The 309-nt window shown below is 69.3% G+C and carries 1 protein-coding gene; it reads left to right on the top strand.

Translation table 11 applies throughout. The features are described 5' to 3' along the window. Positions 1-309, top strand: a 309-nt coding sequence (locus tag D9V41_RS17265) for a CBS domain-containing protein (protein WP_121795649.1), incomplete at both ends; no start/stop codon positions are given.

The raw sequence follows: 309 nt of genomic DNA, 5'->3' as shown, positions 1-309 counted from the left end.
CTTGTCGCCGGAACTGTCGATGATGGTCGACCGCATCCTGGACTTCCCGCGCCAGGACGTCGAGCACGCCATGGTGCCGCGGTCGCGCGTCGTCGCGATCGAGTCCGACGAGACCATCGGTGCCCTGCGTGAACGCATGGCGTCGGGGCACTCGCGATACCCGGTCATGGAGGAGGGGCGCATCGTCGGCGTTGCGCACCTCGTCGACGTCCTCGAGCTCGACGACGTCGACGCGCCCGTCACCTCCATCATGCGGCCGGCGCTCGTCATCCCCGAGCTCATGCCGCTGCCCAACGCGCTGGCCGCGTT

The sequence above is a fragment of the Aeromicrobium phragmitis genome (assembly GCF_003674095.1).
Classification (GTDB): Bacteria; Actinomycetota; Actinomycetes; order Propionibacteriales; family Nocardioidaceae; genus Aeromicrobium; species Aeromicrobium phragmitis.
This window is presented reverse-complemented; position numbering and strand designations above follow the sequence as displayed.